Genomic DNA, 16,172 nt, shown 5'->3' with positions numbered 1-16,172 from the left:
CCCCGGCCTACCGCGGGACGGACGGCAGCGACCCCGGTCGCACCTTCGCCCACACCAGCTTGCCCCCGCGGGACTGCCGCCAGCCCCAGTCGGCCAGCCGCTCGACGATCTGCATGCCGAACCCGCCCACGCGCCCGGGGTGCCCGTCCGTGGTGACCGGCGGGGCGGGGTTCCCGTCCTCCACCTCGATGCGCAGGCCGTCGCCCGTGTCGTAGAGCTGCAGCGAGACGTGCCCGAACCCGTGCAGCACCGCGTTGGCGACGAGCTCGGACACGACAAGCTCGGCGTTGGCGGAGTCCTCGATCCCCCACGCGTGGCAGGTGCGCACCACCGCGTGCCGGGCGCGACCGATGGACGCGGCCTCGCTGGGCAGCGACCAGCGCCGCCTCCGAGGGCTGCGTGCCCGGGCGGAGGTGTCCAGCGGCGACGGCACCCGCACGACCACGACGGCGACGTCGTCCTCGCGGTGGTCCGCGAGCCGGGACAGCAGCTCCTCGCCGACCCCGGCCGCGTCACGCGCGGTGACCGCCGCGGCGACGGCGGTCAGGGCCGCGAGCCCCTCGCGCAGGCCGCGGTCGCGCCGCTCGATGAGCCCGTCCGTGTAGTAGACGATGACGTCGCCCGGGTCGAGGTCCACGGACTCCGTGGTCCGGGGCGTGCCGCCGAACCCGATCAGGGGCCCGCCCGACGCGTCCAGCTGCGTGACCGTGCCGCCCCGCACGTGCAGCGCCGGCAGGTGGCCCGCGCGTGAGTACTCCAGCCGCCAGGTGTCGTCGGTGCGCGCCAGCGTGGACAGGACGAGGCCCGCAGGGCGGGGCACCCGCATGCCCGCCACCAGCTGGTCGACGCGCTCCAGCACGGGACCGGGGGTCGTGAGGTCGAACATGTAGGAGCGCACCACCGAGCGCAGCTGACCCATCGCGGCGGCGGCCTCCACGTCGTGCCCGACCACGTCGCCGATCACGACGCCGACCACGTCGGGGCTGACCTGCAGCACGTCGTACCAGTCCCCGCCCACCTGCGCGTTCTCGGAGTTGGGCGCGTAGTAGGTCCACACGTCGAGCCCGTCGACCTCGGCCTGCTCCGGCAGCATGGCGCGCTGCAGCGTCTCGGCCAGCCGGTGCTCGCGGTCGTAGAGCCGCGCGTTGTCGATGACCATGCCGACCCGGCGCGCGGTGAGCTCGAGCACGGTGCGCACGGACGGCTCCAGGTCGCGCAGCCCGCCGCCCTCGTGCGGGTGCACCGCGAGCACGCCCAGCACGCGCCGGCGGCCCGTCAGCGGGAACACCGCCACACGGTGCTCGGCGGGGCGCGCGGCGTCCCCGAGGACGAGACCGGCCTGGTGGACCAGCCACGCCGACGCGCTGCCGGAGCCGTAGGTGCCGTCGAGCTCGAGCTCGACGGGCCGGTCCAGCTCCCCGTCGAGAAGCCCCTGCACGAGGTCGGGGCCGGCGTCGCGGGCCGGCGGGACCTCGCCGTGCCGGGAGCCCTTGCCGGTCGGCGCGTGCGGCACGTCGATCCCGTCGGCCACCCGCAGGCCGCCGTCGTTGAGGTAGAACGCGGCCCAGCCGACCACCGACCGACGCAGCACCGCCGCGATCTCCCGCAGGGCGTGCGGGTCGTCGACGTCCATGAGCAGGTCCGACACCTGCGCGATCAGCCCGAGGCTGCGCCGCTCGCGCCGCTCGGCCTCGACCAGCGCGGCCTGCTCCGCGTCGTGGGAGAGCTGCTCGGTCAGGTCCTGGAGCGCGGCGACCCAGTGGGAGAGGGCACCACCGTCGGACTCCGGCACGGGCGACAGGGTCACGCGGCACGCGAAGGGGGACCCGTCGGCCCGGCGCAGGGTGAGCGTCTGGACGACCGTCTCCTGCGCGTGGACGGCTCGCCGCAGCCGCTCGACGTCGGCCGACGGGAGCGCGTTGTCGCGCAGCACGTCCGCGTGCCGCCGCCGCGCCTCGTCGAGGCCGTACCCTGTGACCCTCTCGAAGGCGTCGTTCACCCAGACGACGGGCAGTCCCGACTCGGTCGCATCCAACAGGGCGATCGGGACGGAAGTTGCTCTGAGGGCACGATCGCGCACGCCGACGAGAGCATGATCGGACAAGGGGGCAGCGTGGGAGTTGACCGCTACCACCTCCGATCGTCTAGCGTGCCGAACAGGCAGGTCGTCGAGAAGCCGGCGCCGCCCTGGCCGGATGTCAGCGAAAGGAGCACCGTGCGCGACGGTAACAGCACCATCCCCGACGGGCCTGCGGACGCCTCGAACGCCGAGCCCGGCTCCGGGATCGTCGGCGAGCCCGGCGCGGTCCACGTCATCGTCGGCACCGACGCCACCCGGATCGTGCTCTCAGGAGAGGTCGACGCCGACCTCGGCGCAGAGCTGCAGGAGGCGACCGCGGAGGCCGAGCAGGTGGGCCTGCCCATCGAGGTCGACGCCCACCACGTCACGTTCATGGACTCGTCGGGCGTCGCGTTCCTCGCGCGCCTCTCCATCCGGTCCAAGCACCGGGTCAGGCTGCTGCGGGTGCCGCCGACCGTGCGGTTCCTGCTCGAGGTCACCCGGATCGGGGAGCTGCTCGACGTCGTCGAGGGCGACGAGTCGCAGTTCCAGCCGGTCGGCGACGGCCAGGGCTAGACACACGAAAGGCCCCCCGAGGGGGGCCTTTCGCATGCTGGTCGTCAGGCGCCGAGCGTGTGCCCCGCCGAGCGGAGCTGCTGAGCGGCCTCGACGAGGCGCTGGGCCATGCCGGCCTCGGCGAGCTTGCCCCAGGCGCGCGGGTCGTAGGCCTTCTTGTTGCCCACCTCGCCGTCGACCTTGAGCACGCCGTCGTAGTTGCGGAAGAAGTGGTCCGCCACCGGACGGCTGAACGCGTACTGCGTGTCCGTGTCGATGTTCATCTTGATGACGCCGTTGTCGACGGCCTCGGAGATCTCGGCCTCGGTGGAGCCGGACCCGCCGTGGAAGACGAGGTCGAACGGGTTCTCCTTGCCGATGGCCTCGCCGACGGCCTTCTGGATGTCCGCGAGGATCGACGGACGCAGCTTGACCGCACCGGGCTTGTAGACGCCGTGCACGTTGCCGAACGTGAGGGCCGTCAGGTAGCGGCCCTTCTCGCCCGAGCCGAGCGCCTTGACCGTGGCCAGGCCGTCCTCGACGGTCGTGTACAGCTTGTCGTTGATCTCGGCCGTGTGGCCGTCCTCCTCGCCACCGACGACGCCGACCTCGATCTCGAGGATCGTGCGGGCGGCGACGGAGAGCTCCAGGAGCTCCTCGGCGATGATCAGGTTCTCGTCGAGCGGCACGGACGAGCCGTCCCACATGTGCGACTGGAACGTGGGGAGCTTGCCGGCCTTGACCTGCTCGATCTCGAGCGCCAGCAGCGGGCGCACCCAGGAGTCGAGGTTCTGCTTGGCGCAGTGGTCGGTGTGCAGGGCGACGGTGATCGGGTAGCCCTTGGCCACCTCGGCCGCGTACGCCGCGAGCGCGAGCGAGCCGGCGACGCGGTCCTTGACGGTCGCGCCGGACGCGTACTCGGCGCCGCCGACGGAGACCTGGATGATGCCGTCGGACTCCGCCTCGGCGAAGCCCTGCAGGGCGGCGGTGACGCTCTGGGACGACGTGACGTTCACGGCCGGGTAGGCGAACTTGCCCGCCCGGGCCCGGTCGATCATCTCGGCGTACACCTCGGGGGTGGCGATGGCCATCTGCAGCATCTCCTGCGCGTAGTGGGGAGGGGTTATCGCAACGATTCTGGCACGCCCACCGGGTCGTGCGGCCGGGACGTTCTACCCCTGGACGGGAGGACCTGCGTGCTGCGCGATCCAGGCGTGCATCGCGATCGCGGCGGCCGCGCCCGCGTTGATCGACCGCGTCGAGCCGAACTGCGCGATGTGCAGGACGTCGACCGCGGCCTCGCGCGCGGCGTCGGACAACCCGACCGACTCCTGGCCGAACAGCAGCACGCACGCGCGCGGCAGCGGGTAGCCCTCGAGCGCCACGGAGCCGGGCAGGTTGTCGACGCCGAGCACCGGCAGACCGCTCTCCGCGGCCCAGGCCAGCAGGTCCGCCACCGACGGGTGGTGCCGGACGTGCTGGTAGCGGTCGGTGACCATGGCGCCGCGGCGGTTCCACCGGCGGTTGCCGACGATGTGCACCTCGGCGGCCAGGAACGCGTTGGCCGTCCGGACGACGGAGCCGATGTTGAGGTCGTGCGCCCAGTTCTCGATGGCCACGTGGAACGGGTGCCGGCGGGTGTCCAGGTCGGCGACGATCGCCTCGAGCGTCCAGTACCGGTAGCGGTCGACGACGTTGCGGCGGTCCCCCTCGGCCAGAAGCTCGGGGTCGTAGCGCTCGTCCGACGGCCACTCGCCCTGCCACGGGCCGACACCGACCTGCTCGCGCTCCTCGTCCACGGGCGCCACGGTAACGGGGCGGTCAGGCGAGCGTGACCTCCAGCTCGACGACCGCCCAGGACAGCGGCGGCAGCCGCAGGCTCACGGTCCCGTCCTCGGCTCGCACGCTGTCGAGCGGCACGAGGCCGACCCGATCCTGTGCGTCCTGTGCGTTGGTGGTGTGCCGGTCGCCGCCGGCCGGCACGGTGAGCACCTCGGCGCGTGTCACCTGCCCCGCCGCCCAGCCGCGCAGGTCGACGGCCACCTCGGCGTCCTCGTCGAGACCCCGGTGCGCCAGGAAGAGCGCGACGCGGCCGTGCTCCTCGTCCCACGTGGCCGACACGTCGACCAGGTCCACCGCGTCGAACTTCGCGGTGTCGTACCGGTCGGACGTCACCGCGGTCCGCAGCACGACCCCGCGGGCGAGCGCCGCCGTCCGGGCGAACGGCCAGAAGATCGACTGCCGCCACGCGGGTCCGCCCTCCTCCGAGCGGATGGGCGCGATGACGTTGACCAGCTGCGCCTGGTTGGCGATCTTCACGCGGTCGCCGTGCCGCAGCAGCGAGTTGAGGAAGGTGCCGACGACGACGGCGTCGGTAACCGAGTACTCGTCCTCGATGATCCGCGGGTGCTCGCGCCAGCTCCCCGCCTTCTCGATCACGTGCGGCTGGTCCTCGGTGTCCTTGCCGGTGGCGTACCAGACGTTCCACTCGTCGAAGGAGAGGTCGATGTGCTTCGTGTGCTTGCCGCGCGCGCGGACGGCGTCGGCGGTGGCCACGACCGACTCGATGAAGTAGTCCATGTCCACCGCGCTGGCCAGGAAGCTGGCGTGGTCGCCGTCGTGCTCCTGGTAGTAGGCGTGCAGCGAGACGTAGTCCACCTCGTCGTAGGCGTGCCCGAGGACCGTCTGCTCCCACGCACCGAACGTCGGCATGCCCGAGTTCGACGAGCCGCAGGCCACCAGCTCGATCCGCGGGTCCACCAGCCGCATGGCCTTCGCGGCCTCCTGCGCCAGCCGGCCGTACTCGTCGGCGGTCTTGGCGCCCATCTGCCACGGGCCGTCCATCTCGTTGCCCAGGCACCACAAGCGGATGTCGAACGGCTCCTCGTGCCCGTTCGTGCGGCGCCGGTCGGACAGCTCGGTGCCGCCGGGGTGGTTGGCGTACTCGACCAGCGCGCGCGCCTCCTCGACCCCGCGGGTGCCCAGGTTCACGGCCTCCATGACCTCGACCCCGGCGATGCGCGACCAGTCGACGAACTCGTGCAGCCCGAACGCGTTGGTCTCGACCGTGTGCCAGGCGCCGTCCAGCCGCCGCGGCCGGTCAGGACCGACCCCGTCCTCCCAGGCGTACCCCGAGACGAAGTTGCCCCCGGGGTACCGGATCACGGTCGCGCCGAGCTCCTTGACCAGGTCGAGGACGTCCCGGCGGAACCCGTGCTCGTCGGCCGCGGGGTGCCCCGGCTCGTAGATGCCGGTGTAGACGCACCGGCCCATGTGCTCGACGAACGACCCGAAGATCCGCGGGGGAACCGGTCCGACGACGAAGTCGCGATCGAGCGTGACGCGTGCGCGGGTCATCACTGCCCGCCGAACCCGGTGGTGGCGAACCCCTTGATGATCTGGCGCTGGAAGAACAGGAACACCACGACCAGCGGCAGGGCAGCGAGCACGGCCGAGGCCATGACCTGCGCGTACTGCAGGCCGTAGGCGCTCTTCACGGTCTGCAGCCCGACGGGCAGCGTCATCAGCGACGAGTCGCTGGTGGCGATGAACGGCCACAGGAAGTTGTTCCACGCCGCGATGAACACGAAGATCGAGACGGCGGCCAGGATCGGCCGCGACAGGGGCAGGACGATCGACCAGAACACCCGCAGGCGCCCGGCGCCGTCGATGCGTGCCGCGTCCTCGAGCTCGACCGGGATCTGGTCGAAGAACTTCTTCAGGATGAACACCATGGCCGGGTGGACCGTCTGCGGCAGGATCACGGCCCAGTACGTGTCCACGAGGTTGAGCGTGAGCATCTCGTAGAACAGCGGGACGATGAGCACCTGCGGCGGGATGATGATCGACGCGATGATCCCCCAGAACAGCCAGCGCCGACCCGTGAAGTCGAGCCGGGAGAACGCGTAGGCGGCCAGCGCGGTCACCGCGAGCGTGATGACCGTGATCGCCGTCGCGGTGATCAGGCTGTTCCACGTCCAGAGCGGGATGTTGCCCTCGCGCAGCACGTTCGCGTACGCCTCGGTGGTGAACCCGTCCGGCGGCAGCCACGACACGGGCGTCGCCGCCGCGGACGTCTCGGTCTTGAACGAGGTGGCGACCGCCCAGAGGAAGGGCAGCAGCCAGAACACCGCGAGCACGATCAGCGCGACGATCGCGCCGATGCGTCCGGGGCTGGCGAACCGCTCGCCGATGCGCAGGCCCGCCTTGTCGGCGAACCGGCCACGCTGCTTGTGCACCGGCCCCGGGGCGGCGGCGTTGGGCTGGGGAGCGACGGTCGTGGTCATCAGACACCCCTCCGGGTCGTCAGCCGCATCTGGCCGATCGAGATGATGACGATGATCGCGAAGAAGATGTACGCGATCGCCGAGGCGTACCCGAACCGGTAGCCGGTGAAGCCCACCTCGAAGACGTACTGGACGACCGGACGCGTCACGCCGCCGGGTCCGCCCTGGGTCATGATGTAGATCTGGTCGAAGACCTTCAGCGAGGCCAGGATCTGCAGGATCACGATGAGCACCGTCGTCGGGCCCAGCTGCGGGACGGTGATCGACCGCAGCTGGCGCCACCGGCCCGCGCCGTCCAGCGCGGAGGCCTCGTACTGCTGCTCCGGGATGTTCTGCAGCGCGGTCAGGTACAGCAGGAAGTTGAACCCGACCGTCCACCACAGGGTCATGAGGACGACCGCGAGCATCGCCCACTGCGGGTCCTGCAGCCAGGCGATCTGCTCGACGCCCACCGCCCCGAGCAGGTAGTTCACGAGGCCGAGCTGCGGGTTGTACATCCAGATCCAGAACTGCGCGGCGACGGTGGACGCCAGCAGGAACGGCATGAAGAACGAGAGCCGCCACAGCCATTGCCCCGGCAGCCCCTGGTGCACCAGCAGCGCCAGGATCAGCGCCACGATCACGAGCGGGACCGTGGAGAGCACCGTGAACCACAGCGTGTTCAGCAGCGAGCGCCACATGATCGGGTCCGCGAGGGCCTCGGCGTAGTTGTCGAACCCGATCAGCTCGCCGCCGGCACCCGTGATGCTCTCGCCGGTGAAGCTCAGGTAGAAGCCGTGGACCAGCGGCCAGATCAGGAACATCACGAAGACGACCACGAACGGGGCGACGAACGCCCAGCCGATGCGGTTGTCGCGGGCACGTCGTTCGCGCTCGCCGCGCCGGACCTCGTCGGGTGACGTGGTGCGAGGCGGGGCGCCGGTGACGTCGACGGCTGCAGAGGACACGTTCCGACTCCTTCGGGTCACACCGGGTTCGGCTTGGCCAGCTGGACGTTCACGCGGCGGACGAAGGCGGCGAAGCCGTCGGCCGGGTCAGCCCCGTCCAGGTAGACGCCCTGCACGGTCTCGAGGAAGTAGTTCTGGAAGTCGCTGCCCGACCCCGTGAACCACGCCTCCGGGTCGTAGTTGAGGATCTCCGCCGCGGCCGCGTAGTGCGCCTGCGGCTGGAGCGCCTGGTACTCCGCGCTCTGGACGACGGGTTGGAACCCGGGGATGTGCCCGGCCTCGGCCCACCCGAGCGAGTTCTGCAGCAGGTCGGCGACGAACTGGTAGCTCGCCCGCCGCTGCTCCGGGTCGGGGCTCGACTGGTGCGGCAGCGTGAACGCGTGCGAGTCGGCGTACGCCGCCGGGGTGCCGAACAGGGTCGGGATGGGCTGGGCGTCGATCGGCAGGCCCGAGTTCTTGGCGGTCGGCAGCTCCCACACGCCGGTGAAGAACAGCCCGCTCTCGCCGGACATGAACTCCGAGACGGCCGTGCCGTAGTCGCCGCTCGGCGTGCAGATGGTGCCGTCGAGCAGCTGCTGGATGAACTCGAGCGACTCCACCGCGGCGTCCTCGTCCACCACGGCCGTCTTGCCGGACAGGTCGAACTCGGCGTCGTGCTGCTTGTACAGCGTGTAGAACAGCCGCCACATCTGGGCGCCGTCGCCCAGGTACCCGTACGACAGGCCGTGCTTGCCGGTCACCGCCTGCATCGCGCGGGCGACCTCGAGGAACTGGTCCGGGCTCTCGATCGGCGCCAGCTGCCCGTCGGGCCCCAGGACGTCCGCCTGCTCGGCGATGTCGAGGTTGTACATCATGACGAACGGGTGCGAGTCGAGGGCGATCGAGAACTGCTGGCCGTCGAGCCCGCCCTTGGCCCAGACGCGCTCCAGGAAGTCGGACTCCTGCACCCCGAACTCCGCCAGCAGGTCCAGGTCCCACGGGTCGAGCAGGCCACCGGGCGCGTACCCGGCCACGCGCGACGCGTGCATGATCGCCACGTCGGGCGACCGTCCTCCGACGCTCGCCATGGCCAGCTTGGTGTAGTACGGCGCGCCCCAGGCCAGCACGGTCTGCGTGGCCTCGTACCCGTGGTCGAGCGCGTTCACCTTGTCGACGAGGCCGGCCATGTTGATGCCGTCGCCTCCGCTGAGCAGGTGCCAGTAGGCGAGCTGGCTGAGGCCGCTCGCGGAGGCCGTCGGTGCGCAGCCGGCGAGCGCCGACGCGGCGGCCACGCCCCCGACGGCGGCCAACGAGCCCATCAGCATCTGACGGCGGGTGAGCCCCGGACCGGGCGGCGGGGGTACGTCGGCGGCCGTGCGCAGCCGCGAGAAGTGGTGCGGTGCCATGCCCTCACTCCTTCGTGAGACACGCCTGACGTCATCGTCGGTGTGCAGGCCCGGCAGCGTCACCGTGCCCGATTCGCATCGTTACATCGTTGCAACAGGGCAGCAACAGGAGGCGCCCACGCCCGGGGACTGGCGACTCACACGGTCCGCACATCCCGCCCACCGGCTGCCCACGGACGGCGCCGTAGGCTGGGCGCATGCTGATGACGACCGCACTGGCCGCCGGACCGGTCATGGCCCTCGGGCCTGACTTCCTCAACGCCGACCACCTGATCGAGTCGTTCGGGGCGGCTGCGCTCATCGGCATCGCCGTCGTCATCTTCATCGAGACCGGCCTGCTGTTCCCGATCCTGCCGGGTGACTCGCTGCTGTTCACCGCCGGCGCCCTCGTGGCCCAGGACACGCTGGACATCAACATCTGGGTGCTCTGCCTGGTCCTGTTCCTGGCCGCGTTCCTGGGTGACCAGACCGGCTACCTCATCGGTCGCACGGTGGGCCCGAAGGTGTTCAACAAGCCGGACTCGCGGTTCTTCAAGAAGAAGTACATCGACCAGACCTACGCCTACTTCGACAAGTACGGCGGCCGCACGATCATCGTCGCCCGGTTCGTGCCCATCGTGCGCACGTACGCACCGGTCGCCGCGGGCGTCGGCGGGATGCGCTACCGCTTCTTCGTCACGTACAACGTGGTCGGTGCGCTGCTGTGGGCCGTCGGCGTGACCCTGCTCGGGTACTGGCTCGGCAACTTCACGTTCATCAAGGAGAACATCGAGGCGCTGCTCATCGTGGTGGTGCTCATCTCGGTGATCCCGATCGGCATCGAGCTCCTGCGCGCCCGTCGCAAGGGGGCCCAGCCCGAGGAGCGCGACGCGCGGTACGACGAGCAGGCCGAGCGCGAGGCCGTCGAGCGCAAGGCGTTCGACGCGTGACCCACCACGGCCCGCGGGAGATCCGCTCCTGGCTGTCCGACATGGACGGCGTCCTCGTGCACGAGGGCACCGCGCTGCCCGGCGCCGCGGAGTTCATCAAGGCCCTGCGCGAGGGCGAGCGCCCGTTCCTCATCCTCACGAACAACTCGATCTTCACCACGCGTGACCTGCGCGCGCGGCTGTCCGCGTCCGGGATCGACGTGCCCGAGGAGGCCATCTGGACCTCCGCCCTGGCCACCGCGCAGTTCCTCACCGACCAGATGCCCGGCGGCTCGGCGTACGTCATCGGCGAGGCGGGGCTGACCACCGCGCTGTACGAGGCCGGCTACACGCTGACCGCCGCGAAGCCCGACTTCGTGGTCCTGGGCGAGACCCGCACGTACTCCTTCGAGGCGATCACGCAGGCGATCCGGCTCATCCAGGGCGGCGCGCGGTTCATCGCCACCAACCCCGACGTCACCGGCCCGTCCGCGGACGGCGACCTGCCGGCCACGGGCGCGGTCGCCGCCATGATCAGCGCGGCGACCGGTCGGCAGCCCTACTTCGTCGGCAAGCCCAACCCGATGATGATCCGCTCGGCGCTCAACCGGATCGACGCCCACTCGGAGACCACCGTGATGGTGGGCGACCGGATGGACACCGACGTCGTCGCGGGGATCGAGGCCGGGCTGCGCACGTTCCTGGTCCTGTCCGGGTCCACCCGGCTGGCCGACGTGGAGAGCTTCCCGTTCCGGCCGACCGAGATCCTCGACTCGGTGCAGGACCTGATCGAGCGGGTCTGACTAGAAGCTGACCTCGGGCGCCGCGCGCACGCTGGGCTCGTCGACCTCGAAGTACTCGGCCCGCACGAAGTGGAACATGTTCGCGATGACGTTCGGCGGGAACGACTCGACCTTGGTGTTCAGCTCCCGCACGTTCGCGTTGTAGAACCGGCGGCCCGCGGCGATGCGGTCCTCGGTGTTGGTGAGCTCGAGCTGCAGCTGCTGGAAGTTCTCGCTGGCGCGCAGCACCGGGTAGGCCTCGGCCACCGCGAACAGCCGTCCGAGGGCCTGCGTCAGCTGGTTCTCCTGCGCGGCCTGCTCGGCCGGGCCGGCGCCCGGGCTGGCGGCGGCGGCGCGGGCACGCGCGACCTCGTCGAACACGCCGCGCTCGTGGGCCGCGTAGCCCTTGACCGACTCGACCAGGTTCGGGATGAGGTCGTGGCGACGGTGCAGCTCGACGTCGATCTGCCGCCAGGCCTCCTGCACCAGGTTCCGCAGCCGGACGAAGCCGTTGTACGTGGTGACAGCCCAGATGAGGGCGATCACGACGATCACGGCGATGACGATCAGGACGATGACACCGGTGCTCACAGCAGGCCTCTCGGAGGTCGGGCGGGTCAGGCGATCGTAGCGTCGGCTAGAGGGTCGGCGCGGGCGCCGGGTCGTACCCGTGGTCGAGCCAGACGTGCCGTGGGATCGCACGCACGACCGCCGCGAGGAGCTGCAACCGGGAGCTCAGCCGGTCGAGGTCCGTGGTGCCGAAGCTCCAGGACAGGATCCAGGTGCCCTCGATCCGCCAGGCGTTGCCGAGCGCGTCCCCCCGCAGCAGCCGCTCCATGAGCCGGGGGTGCAGGATCGCGTGCCCCACCCGTGCGTCGGAGGCCGCGACGCGGTACGCCTGGTTGAACGCCTCGGACTCGAACTGCAGGTCGCGGGCGCCCACCAGCTTGGCCAGCTTGGCACCGAGCCCCTCGGGCGTGACCTCGACGGTCGGCAGGTAGGCAGGCAGGGCGAGGGCGACGATGTGCGCGTGGTGCGTCGACCGGCTCTTCCCGCTGCCGGTGGTCCAGGCGTAGGTGAAGGACATCGCGGCCCGCGAGTCGAACGTGCCGCGCAGGACCTCGGTCGCGGCGCGGTTGCTGCCGACGCCGAAGGGCTGGTCCCGCGACAGGTCGATCAGGGACCGGTCGAACTCCTCGTAGGTCCAGCCGATGGCCGCCGCCCACTCGCGGAACCGCGCGTGCCGCTTGCGCTGCAACCACATGCCGACCACGAGGGCGGCGACGAAGCCCGCCCCGACGAGCAGGAAGAGCATGGCCTCCACGTCGTCAGGCCAGGCCGAGGTCGGCCAGGCTGAACAGGTAGTGGTACGGCACGCCGAGCGCCTCGATCTTGGCCTGCGCCCCGGTCGCGCGGTCGACGATCACGGCGACGCCCAGCACCTCGGCGCCGGCCTCGCGCGCGGCCTCGACGGCGGCGATGGGCGATCCGCCCGTGGTCGACGTGTCCTCCAGGACGACGACCTTGCGGCCCGCGATGTCCGGTCCCTCGATGCGGCGCTGCATCCCGTGCGCCTTCGTCTCCTTGCGGACGACGAACGCGTCCAGGTCCTGCCCCCGCGACGCGGCGGCGTGCAGGAGCGAGGTCGTGACGGGGTCGGCGCCGAGCGTCAGGCCGCCGACGGCGTCGATCTCCGCCGTGCCCAGCCCGACCTCCTCGAGCCGGTCGAGCATCAGGTGACCGATCAGCGGGGCAGCCCGGTGGTGCAGCGTGACGCGGCGCAGGTCGACGTAGTAGTCGGCCTCACGACCGGACGACAGCGTGACCTTCCCGTGCACGACCGCGAGGGTCTTGATGAGCTCGAGCAGCTGCTCGCGAGGGGTCGGGGAGAGAGTCACGGCGGTCAGGCTACTCGGCGGGCGCGTCCTGGCCCTGGAACGACCGGCGGTAGCGACCGAACGCGCGGACGGCCGACCGGGGGGCGATGCGCGCGGCCGCCGAGAGCGTCCGGTAGCGCAGGCTCGGCGTCGACAGGACGGCACCTCGACGGACGTCGGCCAGGCCGGTGGCCACCACGTCCTCCGCGTTCAGCCAGGCGACCTCCGGGTACGCGGTCATGTCGATCTCGCCGCGCGCGTGGAACTCGGTGTGCACGAACCCGGGGTTCAGGGAGGTGGCCGTGACGCCGGTGCCGCGGAGCTCGACCGCGAGGCTCTCCGTGAACACCCGCACCCAGGCCTTGTGCGCGGAGTACGTGCCGGAGGTGAGCAGGGCGGCGACGGAGGCGACGTTGAGGATGGCCCCGCGGCCGCGCTCGACCATGGCGCCCGCCGCAGCGTGGGACAGGACCATGACGGCCGTGACCATGACCGCGAGCGCCGACTCCTCGTCGGCCAGGTCGCCCGTGACGAACCGCTGGTTGAGCCCGAGGCCGGCGTTGTTCACCAGCAGCCCGATCGGTCGCTCGGTGGCGCGCAGCCGGTCGGCCACCCGCTCGACGTCGGCGCGGACGGACAGGTCGGCCACGAGGACCTCGGCGCGGATGCCCGCGGCGGCCTCGAGCTGGGCGGCGAGGCGCGTCAGGCGCTCCTCGTTGCGGGCGACCAGGACGACGTCGTGCTTGGCCGTGGCCAGCTGCCAGGCGAACTCCAGGCCCAGCCCTGCCGACGCCCCGGTGATGAGTGCGGTTGCCATGGGCCCACCCTACGGAGGCGGTCAGGCCTCGCGCGCGTTCCGAAGGTCCCGGCCCCGTCCGGCCCTGTGGACGGCGCGACCGGGACCGTCAGGGGCGGCACGTAGGGTGTGCGCGTGACTGACGGGTGGGGTGGCGACGTGCCGGACTGGCCTCTCGACGAGGAGCCGCCGTTCGACCCGTTCTACGACGCCGCCCCGCCGGAGCACGAGCCCGCCGCCCCGCCGTCGCGCGGTGGCCGTGCGGCTCCTCCCCCGCGTCCGGACATCCCCCGCGAGGTCGCCCAGGTGCTCGAGCCCGAGGCCGCGCTGGCCGCCGCGGCCGAGGTGCTGCGCAGCGTCTGGGGGTACGACGCCTTCCGCGGTGAGCAGGCCGAGATCATCGACACGGTCGTCCGCGGCGGCGACGCGCTGGTGCTCATGCCGACCGGTGGCGGCAAGTCCCTCTGCTACCAGGTGCCGGCGCTGGTCCGCGAGGGCACCGGTGTCGTCGTGTCGCCGCTGATCGCCCTGATGCAGGACCAGGTCGACGCCCTGTCCGCCCTCGGGGTGCGCGCCGGGTTCCTCAACTCGACGCAGCAGTCGTTCGAGCGTCGGAAGGTCGAGGACGCCTACCTCGCCGGCGAGCTCGACCTGTTGTACCTGGCGCCCGAGCGTCTGCGCGTGCGGGAGACCATCGAGCTGCTGGACCGCGGCACGGTCGCCCTGTTCGCCATCGACGAGGCGCACTGCGTGTCCCAGTGGGGGCACGACTTCCGGCCCGACTACCTGCAGCTGTCGATGCTGCACGAGCGCTGGCCTGAGGTCCCCCGGATCGCCCTGACCGCCACGGCCACCGAGCAGACCCACGCGGAGATCGCGCAGCGGCTGCAGCTGGGGGACGCCAAGCACTTCGTCGCCAGCTTCGACCGGCCCAACATCCAGTACCGGATCGCGCCCAAGGACAAGCCGCGGGACCAGCTGCTGAACCTGCTGCGCACCGAGCACGAGGGCGATGCGGGCATCGTCTACTGCCTGTCGCGGAACTCGGTCGAGCAGACCGCGCAGTTCCTGGTGGACCACGGCGTGCCGGCGCTGCCGTACCACGCAGGACTCGACCGGCAGGTGCGCGCGCGGAACCAGAGCAGGTTCCTGCGCGAGGACGGGATCGTGATGGTCGCGACCATCGCGTTCGGGATGGGCATCGACAAGCCCGACGTGCGGTTCGTCGCGCACTTGGACCTGCCGAAGTCCGTCGAGGGCTACTACCAGGAGACCGGCCGCGCCGGGCGGGACGGGCTGCCGTCGACCGCGTGGCTGGCGTACGGGCTGGCGGACGTGGTGCAGCAGCGGCGCATGATCGACACGTCCGAGGGCGACGCCGCCCACAAGCGCAGGCTCACCGCGCACCTGGACGCGATGCTCGCGCTCTGCGAGACCGTGTCGTGCCGGCGCGTCCAGCTGCTCAACTACTTCGGTCAGCCGTCGCAGCCGTGCGGCAACTGCGACACGTGCCTGACCCCGCCCGAGTCGTGGGACGGGACGGTGGCTGCCCAGAAGCTGCTGTCGACCGTCGTCCGGCTGGAGCAGCGGGGGCAGCGGTACGGCGTCGGGCACCTGGTCGACATCCTGCGCGGCAAGGTGACCCCGCGCGTGACACAGCTCGGCCACCAGGACCTGTCGACGTTCGGCGTCGGGCAGGACCTGTCCGACGGGGAGTGGCGCGGGGTGGTCCGGCAGCTGCTCGCGATGGAGCTGCTGGGGGTCGACACCGACGGGTACGGCACGCTGCGGCTGGCGCCGGACAGTGCGGACGTGCTGCGCGGCGCGCGCGAGGTGCGGCTGCGGCGCGAGACCGAGAAGGTCGTCCGCACGCGGGGCACGCGCGGTGCCCGGGCGACGGCAGCGGCGGACCTGTCGGACGACGCCCTCGAGCTCTTCGAGGTCCTGCGGGCGTGGCGGGCGGGCGTCGCCAAGGAGCAGGGCGTGCCCGCCTACGTGGTGTTCCACGACGCGACGCTGCGCGAGGTGGTCACGCAGAAGCCGACCTCGCTGGAGGCTCTCGGCGGGATCAGCGGGATCGGCGCGGCGAAGCTGGAGCGGCACGGACCGGGACTGCTGGCGGCGCTGGCCGGCGTGGGCGAACCCGCCTGACCGGCCTCAGTCGAGCATCCCGGCGAGCCGCCGCAGCGCGGCCAGACCGTCCGGGGTGCCCGGCCAGTGACGCACGACCGCATCAGGTCCGGCATGGCGCACCACGGACCGGAGCACCAGCGCGATGACGATCGCGTCGTCCGCGTACCCGATGACCGGGATGACGTCGGGCACCAGGTCGATGGGCATCGCGAGATAGCCCAGGAGCAGCCACAACCGGACGCGCACCCCGCGGGGCAGCGCCGCGTCGCCGGCGAGCCGGCGCAGCAGCCGGATCACGTCGGGCAGCAGGCGCAGCAGGTCCCGCAGGCGGAGCTCGTCGGGTCGCGTGGCCCAGAGCACGACGACGAGGGCCGACCAGAGCAGGAGCACGCCGCCGACGACGCCCACCACCGTCCAGGCCCAGCCCGGCATCGCCACCCCGTT

The 16,172-nt window shown here is 71.6% G+C and carries 16 protein-coding genes; 4 read left to right on the top strand and 12 right to left on the bottom strand.

The window, feature by feature from the left end; translation table 11 throughout:
- Positions 1–7 precede the first annotated feature (7 nt).
- Positions 8–2,080: a SpoIIE family protein phosphatase gene (locus ASD18_RS05990; protein WP_369817279.1), complete on the bottom strand. Its 2,073-nt coding sequence runs from the start codon at positions 2,078–2,080 to the stop codon at positions 8–10.
- Between the two features lie 135 nt (positions 2,081–2,215).
- On the opposite strand from ASD18_RS05990, the gene ASD18_RS05985 reads away from it, so the two are divergent.
- The gene (locus ASD18_RS05985; protein ID WP_056088016.1) at positions 2,216–2,635 is read left to right on the top strand and encodes an STAS domain-containing protein; all 420 of its coding nucleotides are present in this window, start codon (positions 2,216–2,218) and stop codon (positions 2,633–2,635) included.
- Positions 2,636–2,679: 44 nt separating this feature from the next.
- Here the strand turns inward: ASD18_RS05985 and fbaA are convergent, their stop codons facing one another.
- The 6 genes from fbaA to ASD18_RS05955 form a co-directional block, all read right to left on the bottom strand.
- Positions 2,680–3,705 carry a class II fructose-bisphosphate aldolase gene (fbaA, locus tag ASD18_RS05980; protein WP_056091679.1) on the bottom strand — a complete coding sequence of 342 codons (1,026 nt, stop codon included), beginning with the start codon at positions 3,703–3,705 and terminating at the stop codon, positions 2,680–2,682.
- A gap of 81 nt (positions 3,706–3,786) precedes the next feature.
- Positions 3,787–4,413: a TrmH family RNA methyltransferase gene (locus tag ASD18_RS05975; protein WP_235522274.1), complete on the bottom strand. Its 627-nt coding sequence runs from the start codon at positions 4,411–4,413 to the stop codon at positions 3,787–3,789.
- A 22-nt stretch (positions 4,414–4,435) separates the two neighbouring features.
- Positions 4,436–5,971, bottom strand: coding sequence for an alpha-N-arabinofuranosidase (locus ASD18_RS05970; protein ID WP_056088010.1), 1,536 nt, complete (start codon positions 5,969–5,971; stop codon positions 4,436–4,438).
- Complete coding sequence (locus ASD18_RS05965) at positions 5,971–6,900, bottom strand: carbohydrate ABC transporter permease (protein WP_082573575.1); 930 nt, start codon at positions 6,898–6,900, stop codon at positions 5,971–5,973. Before ASD18_RS05965 ends, ASD18_RS05970 begins: the two co-directional genes overlap by 1 nt.
- Positions 6,900–7,847, bottom strand: a complete 948-nt coding sequence (locus tag ASD18_RS05960) for a carbohydrate ABC transporter permease (protein WP_056088009.1) — start codon at positions 7,845–7,847, stop codon at positions 6,900–6,902. Before ASD18_RS05960 ends, ASD18_RS05965 begins: the two co-directional genes overlap by 1 nt.
- Positions 7,848–7,864: 17 nt before the next feature.
- Positions 7,865–9,232, bottom strand: a complete 1,368-nt coding sequence (locus ASD18_RS05955) for an extracellular solute-binding protein (protein WP_082573573.1) — start codon at positions 9,230–9,232, stop codon at positions 7,865–7,867.
- A gap of 197 nt (positions 9,233–9,429) precedes the next feature.
- On the opposite strand from ASD18_RS05955, the gene ASD18_RS05950 reads away from it, so the two are divergent.
- Positions 9,430–10,161, top strand: coding sequence for a VTT domain-containing protein (locus ASD18_RS05950; RefSeq protein ID WP_056088007.1), 732 nt, complete (start codon positions 9,430–9,432; stop codon positions 10,159–10,161).
- Between the two features lie 41 nt (positions 10,162–10,202).
- A complete protein-coding gene (locus tag ASD18_RS05945) occupies positions 10,203–10,943 on the top strand; it encodes an HAD-IIA family hydrolase (RefSeq protein WP_056091671.1) in 741 nt (246 codons plus the stop codon).
- Here the strand turns inward: ASD18_RS05945 and ASD18_RS05940 are convergent, their stop codons facing one another.
- Genes ASD18_RS05940 through ASD18_RS05925 form a run of 4 tightly spaced genes read right to left on the bottom strand, consistent with a single transcriptional unit; the run spans position 10,944 to position 13,616 of the window.
- Positions 10,944–11,513 carry a LemA family protein gene (locus ASD18_RS05940; protein WP_056088003.1) on the bottom strand — a complete coding sequence of 190 codons (570 nt, stop codon included), beginning with the start codon at positions 11,511–11,513 and terminating at the stop codon, positions 10,944–10,946.
- Between the two features lie 46 nt (positions 11,514–11,559).
- The gene (locus ASD18_RS05935) at positions 11,560–12,237 is read right to left on the bottom strand and encodes a DUF3137 domain-containing protein (protein ID WP_162251731.1); all 678 of its coding nucleotides are present in this window, start codon (positions 12,235–12,237) and stop codon (positions 11,560–11,562) included.
- 13 nt (positions 12,238–12,250) lie between these two features.
- Entirely contained in the window at positions 12,251–12,820 is a 570-nt protein-coding gene (pyrE, locus tag ASD18_RS05930) for an orotate phosphoribosyltransferase (protein ID WP_056087998.1), read from the bottom strand.
- 10 nt (positions 12,821–12,830) lie between these two features.
- A complete protein-coding gene (locus ASD18_RS05925; RefSeq protein ID WP_056087995.1) occupies positions 12,831–13,616 on the bottom strand; it encodes an SDR family oxidoreductase in 786 nt (261 codons plus the stop codon).
- Positions 13,617–13,730: 114 nt separating this feature from the next.
- Between ASD18_RS05925 and recQ the strand changes: the two genes are divergently transcribed.
- A complete protein-coding gene (recQ, locus tag ASD18_RS05920; RefSeq protein ID WP_369817250.1) occupies positions 13,731–15,746 on the top strand; it encodes a DNA helicase RecQ in 2,016 nt (671 codons plus the stop codon).
- 6 nt (positions 15,747–15,752) lie between these two features.
- Here recQ and ASD18_RS05915 read toward each other — a convergent pair whose 3' ends face one another.
- The gene (locus tag ASD18_RS05915; RefSeq protein WP_056091664.1) at positions 15,753–16,160 is read right to left on the bottom strand and encodes a YkvA family protein; all 408 of its coding nucleotides are present in this window, start codon (positions 16,158–16,160) and stop codon (positions 15,753–15,755) included.
- Positions 16,161–16,172 lie beyond the last annotated feature (12 nt).

It is taken from the genome of Cellulomonas sp. Root137 (assembly GCF_001426725.1).
GTDB lineage: Bacteria > Actinomycetota > Actinomycetes > Actinomycetales > Cellulomonadaceae > Cellulomonas.
This window is presented reverse-complemented; position numbering and strand designations above follow the sequence as displayed.

What these genes read in the sequence shown, in the direction of transcription:
- fbaA (WP_056091679.1), bottom strand. Translation starts at nt 3,705, where the DNA reads ATGGCCATCGCCACCCCCGAGGTGTACGCCGAGATGATCGACCGGGCC.
- ASD18_RS05970 (WP_056088010.1), bottom strand. Translation starts at nt 5,971, where the DNA reads ATGACCCGCGCACGCGTCACGCTCGATCGCGACTTCGTCGTCGGACCG.
- ASD18_RS05965 (WP_082573575.1), bottom strand. Translation starts at nt 6,900, where the DNA reads ATGACCACGACCGTCGCTCCCCAGCCCAACGCCGCCGCCCCGGGGCCG.
- ASD18_RS05955 (WP_082573573.1), bottom strand. Translation starts at nt 9,232, where the DNA reads ATGGCACCGCACCACTTCTCGCGGCTGCGCACGGCCGCCGACGTACCC.
- ASD18_RS05950 (WP_056088007.1), top strand. Translation starts at nt 9,430, where the DNA reads ATGCTGATGACGACCGCACTGGCCGCCGGACCGGTCATGGCCCTCGGG.
- ASD18_RS05945 (WP_056091671.1), top strand. Translation starts at nt 10,203, where the DNA reads ATGGACGGCGTCCTCGTGCACGAGGGCACCGCGCTGCCCGGCGCCGCG.
- ASD18_RS05935 (WP_162251731.1), bottom strand. Translation starts at nt 12,237, where the DNA reads ATGCTCTTCCTGCTCGTCGGGGCGGGCTTCGTCGCCGCCCTCGTGGTC.
- ASD18_RS05925 (WP_056087995.1), bottom strand. Translation starts at nt 13,616, where the DNA reads ATGGCAACCGCACTCATCACCGGGGCGTCGGCAGGGCTGGGCCTGGAG.
- ASD18_RS05915 (WP_056091664.1), bottom strand. Translation starts at nt 16,160, where the DNA reads ATGCCGGGCTGGGCCTGGACGGTGGTGGGCGTCGTCGGCGGCGTGCTC.